The sequence below is a fragment of the Suttonella ornithocola genome (genome assembly GCF_001889065.1).
Taxonomy (GTDB): Bacteria; Pseudomonadota; Gammaproteobacteria; order Cardiobacteriales; family Cardiobacteriaceae; genus Suttonella_A; species Suttonella_A ornithocola.
This window is the reverse complement of the sequence record NZ_LWHB01000103.1, coordinates 1-5866: the sequence shown is the minus strand read 5'-3', so window position 1 is coordinate 5866 and position 5866 is coordinate 1. Positions and strand designations below refer to the sequence as shown.

The 5866-nt window shown below is 41.1% G+C and carries 5 protein-coding genes and 1 pseudogene; 3 read left to right on the top strand and 3 right to left on the bottom strand.

Annotation, left to right across the window (positions count from 1 at the left end; genetic code table 11):
• The 3 genes from A5N85_RS08265 to A5N85_RS08255 all read left to right on the top strand — a co-directional run.
• A partial coding sequence (locus A5N85_RS08265) for a transposase (RefSeq protein WP_143143130.1) occupies positions 1-214 on the top strand: 214 nt, incomplete at its 5' end.
• Positions 215-388: 174 nt separating this feature from the next.
• The gene (gene speB / locus A5N85_RS08260) at positions 389-1282 is read left to right on the top strand and encodes an agmatinase (protein ID WP_072576808.1); all 894 of its coding nucleotides are present in this window, start codon (positions 389-391) and stop codon (positions 1280-1282) included.
• The gene (locus tag A5N85_RS08255; RefSeq protein ID WP_072576807.1) at positions 1266-1922 is read left to right on the top strand and encodes an HI_0552 family protein; all 657 of its coding nucleotides are present in this window, start codon (positions 1266-1268) and stop codon (positions 1920-1922) included. Before speB ends, A5N85_RS08255 begins: the two co-directional genes overlap by 17 nt.
• Before the next feature lie 135 nt (positions 1923-2057).
• On the opposite strand, the gene A5N85_RS08250 is transcribed toward A5N85_RS08255, so the two are convergent.
• From A5N85_RS08250 to citF, 3 genes and pseudogenes are all read right to left on the bottom strand, one after another.
• Complete coding sequence (locus tag A5N85_RS08250) at positions 2058-3521, bottom strand: anion permease (protein ID WP_072576806.1); 1464 nt, start codon at positions 3519-3521, stop codon at positions 2058-2060.
• Positions 3518-4855 (bottom strand): citrate lyase holo-[acyl-carrier protein] synthase, encoded by a 1338-nt coding sequence (gene citX / locus A5N85_RS08245; RefSeq protein ID WP_072576805.1) that lies wholly within the window; start codon positions 4853-4855, stop codon positions 3518-3520. Before citX ends, A5N85_RS08250 begins: the two co-directional genes overlap by 4 nt.
• Before the next feature lie 6 nt (positions 4856-4861).
• Positions 4862-5866: pseudogene (gene citF, locus A5N85_RS08240) on the bottom strand (citrate lyase subunit alpha); the annotation flags it as partial.

Genomic DNA, 5866 nt, shown 5'->3' with positions numbered 1-5866 from the left:
CATGGACAATGCCGCTTTTCATAAACGCAGTGATATTCAAGCAATCATTGAAGAGCATGGGCATGAGATAGTTTGGTTACCCCCTTATAGTCCAGACTTAAATCCCATTGAAAAGATGTGGGCTTGGATTAAGCAAATACGCAAAGAATGGCGGATGGATTGTATTGATACTTTATTCTTTTATCTGCTTTGGATTGGGTTGGGCTTTAGATGATTGCACTATATTTACCGCGAGAAGTGCCACTAGGAAAGATTGATAGATGCTTTTTATTGGCTTGTCGTATAGGCATTTTTTGGAATTTGAGTTATAAGCTCATAGCATTATTTTTATTGTTTAGGCTTACCTTTTAAAATAAGCAAAGGTTTTAGATTTAATTAAGGAGCAATTATGCAAGCGTCTGGTATTTTTTTAGGTTCGGAAATTCGTCAGGGGGATAAGGAGCGTGCGCGTTTTCATGTTATCCCAGTGCCATTTGAAAAGTCGGTGAGCTATGGTGGTGGTACTGCAAAAGGTCCTCAAGCCATTATTGAAGCTTCTGATCAATTAGAAACGTATGATCAAATTCAGGGAGAGCCTTGTCAATTCGGTATTTATACGCATCAAGCAGTGGATTGTCGTGGAGAGGCGGCAGATGTGATGCAGCGCATCCGAGAAGCCACGAAAGCGGTCGCAGAAAAGGGTAATATTCCGTTTGTATTAGGTGGGGAGCATACGGTTAGTTATGGCGCGGTGATGGGCGTTGTGGATGCGTATCCTAATGAGCGGATTGGTGTGGTGCAATTTGATGCGCACGCGGATTTACGTGAGAGTTATGAGGGCAGTATTTGGAGCCATGCCAGTGTGATGAAGCGTTTAGTAGATGAGAATTTACCGTTATTTCAAATTGGTGTGCGGGCAATTAGTATGGAAGAATGCGCGGTGCGCGATGAGTTTCCTGCTCAAATTCATTATTTAGATGCAAAAACGATTTGTGCGGAAAATCCGCAATTTAGATTCGCGTTGCCCGCAGATTTTCCGAAAAAGATTTATTTAACGGTGGATATTGATGGTTTGGATGGCGCGATTATGCCAGCGACAGGAACTCCCGTTCCCGGTGGATTGAGCTTTTGGCAGTTGATTGCTTTGCTACAATCGGCTGTTGAAGGGCGTGAAGTTGTGGGGATGGATTTGGTGGAATATGCGCCAATTAGTGGTTTGCATGTTTATGATTATACGGCGGCAGATTTGGCGTATAAGATGATGAGCGTGGCGAGCAATTGGGCTGATGAGCAGCAAGATTAGTGCGCTATCAGCGGCGCATTGTGATTTGTTTGACCGTCCATGTTTTCAATTTGCGCAGTTAAGGCGTTATCAACCTGAAGCGATTGATACGATTAAAGCAGAATATAAGGTGGCTTGGCAAGATTGGCGTGCGTTGATACAAGCGGTTTCTCTGCAATTAGGTGAGGATTTTGCAGAGCCGCATATTGAGCGTTGGTGCAATGGTTGGCAAGTGCGTGCGCATTTTTTTGCGTTCTTTAAGTATCAATTTTGTCAGTCTTCTGCGCCAATTTTTTCGCTTTTGTTAAATCGTCGGCGATTAACGGTGAGTTTGGATTGGCATGTGTATCGCGCCAAAAGTTCGATTTTGCCGTTATCCGCTTATCGCCAATGGCAAATGTTATTGGCACAAGGGGATTGGGACGATTTTGAACTGTGGAAAAATGATGATAGCGAGTATGCTGATTATTTGCGTGTGGCGGAATATCGGCAGGCTTTTCCAAATGTATTACAGGATGGTTTCACAGATGAGAACAGCTACTTTCGTATTGGGAAACATTTGGCGCGAGAGGTGCTGGCTGATAAAGAGGTACAAGCGTTTATTGTTGAAACAATTGAAGCACTACGTCCATTATATGAAGCTTGCTTTTTAAGTAACTGAGACTTTTACAAAACCCCATTTTGTAGCTGGACTCCCGAAAAATGCATACAGAACTTTGAAACAAGTCAATGTTTTCAATATAGATATTGAGTTAACGTTGTATGCATTTTTTGGGAAGTTGGTTATATAAGTGCATTACCCAATTAAGCCTATGTTTTGCAACATTTGCCACCAAAGTACACCTATTGTTAGATGAATAACTAATGAGCCAAATCCAATGACTGCTCCGGCTATCCACCATTGTTTAATAGTTGCATATCCTGTTCCAAAGATAATTGGTGCAGGACCAGCACCGTAGTGTGTCAACATACCACCATAGGCATTTGAAAATAGAAGCCCACAGGTAAGTAAAAGTGGGTCAATGTGCATAACGGCCCCCACCGTGGCAAAGACAGGCATCATAGCTGCAACATAAGCGCCACCAGATGCAAAACTATAGCGAATAGCAACGCTAACAAAAAGAATTAGTGCCAACATGGGATAGCCCCCATGAATATTACCGCCACCTAAAAGATGTTCAAATATAATAGATAACCATTTGAAAAAACCTGCTTTTGTTAATGCAGAAGAAAGTCCAATAATGCCTCCATACCAAATAAAGGTATTCCATCCTCCTTTATTTTGTAGGACATTGTCCCAAGTAATTACGTTAACAATCAGGCAAGCAACCATAGCGGCTAGAGCAACAGCTGTTGCATTTATTCCTGTCCATTTACCTGTTATCCAGCCGATAAGAGCGCTAATAAAGATAATGAGCAACCATTTTTCGCTAGTTTTCATTGCTCCCATTTCTGAAAGACCTTTTTCAGCAATTTCTTGACGATTGACGTACGTTACTTCTGGCTTATAAAGTAGGTAGAGTACTAACGGGGTTAAAAAAGTAATAAGCAAGCCGGGAACAGCAGCAGCTAGAAACCATTGTGTCCAATTTAGTTTGATATTCAAAATAGGCATGATTAGGCTTAATGCGAGTGCATTAGGTGCCATTGCAGTGATAAAAATGTAACCTGTATTTTTTACGGTAAAGTAGGTATTTAAGAGTAAAAATAGTCCTCCTTTTTTGGGGCTAGTTTCTGGTTCTGAGCCAATGGCGTATGCAACGTTGTTCATAATGGGCATCATAATCCCACCGCCACGTGCAGTTACTGATGGCATACCTGGTGAGATGGCTAAGTCTAAGAAAGTATTGATGTAGCCGAGTCTGAGAGTGGTATGACCAAAATTTCTAATCATCAAATAGGCAATGCGTTTACCTAATCCAGTCGTAACAAAAGCGGTTGAAAGTGCAAAGGCAGTAAAGACTAACCATGTTGTAGTAGAGGCATAACCAGAAAGCACATTTTTCATTTCTAATTGCTCATTCGGTGTAAAACCAATTGCAACACCTGCTCCTGTCACTGCTGTTAGTAATACGACAGGCATTGCCCAAGGTTTAGCAACTAGTCCAAATATAGCGACAACATACCAACCAAAGACACGCCATCCTACTAGAGAAAGTCCTTCTGGTGGTGACCAGTGAAAAATAATACAAGGAATGGCAAGAAAAACAATTTGCTTCCAATATTTTTTTAAGAAAGAATCTTGAGATGTTGTGGTCATAGTTGCTCCTGATGAGTAAAAAAATGACTAAGAAATGCGGTCAGTGCAAGTAAATCTGCACTACCGCCCGTACTAAGATTTTTGATATTACATTGCATATCAAGTGCTTTGAGTGTAGTAATCAATGCTTGAGGGGTTTGTATGAGTTTTTTATCTTTAAGTGCTATTTTTGCTGTTTGTTGTAACCAATGTAGTGCAGTCATGCCTCCCCGCTTTAAGGTAGTGGTATCATTGTTGTGTGCAAATAAGACTAATAGAGCATATCGTAAGGCATGGTCACGTTGTCCTGTTTGAGCAAAAGCTTGCCAATAAGCTGGTAGGGCATAGGTAAAAACCGTTGAAAAGCCGTTAAGCGCTTCTCCGCGTGCTCCAGTTATCTGATAGTGGCGATAGGCATCTGCTCCAGCACTTTTGCCTTGACCAAGCTCTTTTTTTAAATCAGTGCTGATAATGGCAATGTTTTCAGATAAAGACGAAGACGACCAGCGTGGTTGACAACCAATTGCAGCAGCCAATAAGCAAAAGAAAAAAATAGCGCCTTTATGAGTGTTAATACCGTTAGTAGCAGAAAACATAGCACGTTCTGCTTCTTGACCAATTGGACGGATGATGGTCATGATATCGGGACTTGGTTCTGAAAATTGTCTACCAATAAAGATACATTCTGCAAAATAAGGAGTAAGTTGTTTAGCACTATGATGAAATAGAGATAAACTCATATCAGGATGGGGACCTTGGTTATCAGTGTCTACTAGTCCGGGTTTAGGGGTAAGATTGGCTTCAGTTATTAAGGCTTCCTCCATTTGCAAGGCAATGTACTGGCAATCTTGATATTGTTGCCAGTAAGATTGCATTGCTGCTTGTAGCGCCAGATAAGAATGCCGCCGTGTTTTTGCGCAAGATTTAGCATCATCTGCACAACAAAGACAGCGGCGTGGTAATTGATGAAAAGATTGACGGGATAGGGGAATACCTTGATTATCTAACACATCAATATCCCATAATCTTCCTAAGGGATGGTATTGCTCCAAAGTCATTAAAGCAGATTTAAGAGAAGTTGCTTCGTTTGTGCTACCAATGAGCCAACTTTCTCCACCACTATGATTGAGATGAATGGGGTCGCATAATGAAAAGCCGTGATGATGTAAATAGTGATAAATTCTTTGACGCCCTATAAGAAATACTTTATCTAAAAAAGGACTTCGTTTAATTTCACCCGGTGCAAGCACACTAAAACTTACCACACTATTGACACCAGATTGTAATAAGCTTTGTTGTGCTTGCTGGCGAGCATCACGTGCAGCTAATACCATTGTAAGCTTATCGGTATTCATAATCCTTTATGAAAGAGGAGGGGTGTCAGCAATTTGAAAAACGGTATCAATCACACTGCCATCTCGATAGCGAACAATAGCCACTGGACGATTAGTAAAACGTATGGCATTTGGTATACCTGTTAACATTATTGCGCGTGCATATAATTCATCAATAGACATAATTTTTATTCCTGCTTCACGCAACCTAGCAGCTAATTTAGGGCGTTTAGGATTAACAGCAATGCCATGGTCTGTAACTAAGATATCAATATGTTCACCGGGTGTAATAGTGGTAATTACATTTTTGACCACTGTTGGAATGCGACCGCGAACCAATGGTGCAACAATAATAGCTAGACGAGCGCTAGCAGCAGCATCGCTATGACCTCCTGATGCGCCACGCAAAATACCATCCGAACCAGTCATGACGTTTACGTTAAATTCTGTATCAATCTCTAAAGCACTTAATACCACCACATCTAAGCGTTCAACACTAGCTCCTTTAGAACCAAAATTAGCATATTGATTAGCGCTGATTTCAATATGACCCAGATTGCGTGCCAATGATGCTGCTGCATGACTATCAAAACTTTGTACGTCTAATAACTTTTCAATCAATCCTTTTTCGTGTAATTCCACCATACTGGCAGTAATACCGCCTAAGGCAAAAGATGCTTTGATATTTTGTTGACGCATTTTGTCTTCTAAGAAGCGAGTAACGGCTAAAGAAGCACCTCCAGAACCAGTTTGTAAACTAAACCCTTCCTTAAAGTAACCAGACTTTGCAATCACATCAGCTGCTTTGCGTGCAATGAGTAATTCTCTTGGATTTGTTGTCATCCGTGTTGCTCCTGCACCAATTTTGCTAGAATCGCCAACAGCTTCAACTTCGACAATACAATCTACTTGGTCTTGCGTAATACTCATTGGGCTAAATGGATATGGTGCAATTTCTTCTGTAATAAGAACTACTTTTTTTAGCAAAAGTCGCATCAGTTTGTGCATAGCCTAATGAGCCACAAATATTGC